At 55.1% G+C, this 385-nt stretch carries 1 rRNA gene; it reads right to left on the bottom strand.

Annotated elements, in window-relative coordinates:
* Positions 1-262: 262 nt before the first annotated feature.
* A 5S ribosomal RNA gene (rrf, locus tag C3Y15_RS31575) occupies positions 263-375 on the bottom strand.
* Positions 376-385: the final 10 nt, after the last annotated feature.

Below are 385 nucleotides of genomic sequence, written 5' to 3' on the forward strand. Positions count from 1 at the left end.
ACTACCTTGCGCCGTCAGAGTTTGCGGCGAAACATCGGGCAACCGCGGATACTCCTGCCGCTTTCCAGGAGTTGGTTTAAAGGGACTTTGCTAGAAGCCCATTGGCCCTATTGATGGGGGCAGGTCAATAGGGCTTCGGTACCGATCTAGACACGGCGTTACACCACTGAAATGATGGCTTTAGTCGCGGTGAGATCGTATTTTCAGAGCCACAAATGCAAAAACCCCCGCCTTTCGCGGCGGGGGTTTCTGGCTTAGGGGAGCCTGACGATTACCTACTTTCACACGGGAATCCGCACTATCATCGGCGTAGAGTCGTTTCACGGTCCTGTTCGGGATGGGAAGGGGTGGGACCGACTCGCTATGGTCATCAGGCAAAGAGGGT

The sequence above is a fragment of the Burkholderia sp. B10 genome (genome assembly GCF_004368385.1).
In the GTDB taxonomy this organism is placed as follows: Bacteria; Pseudomonadota; Gammaproteobacteria; order Burkholderiales; family Burkholderiaceae; genus Burkholderia; species Burkholderia vietnamiensis.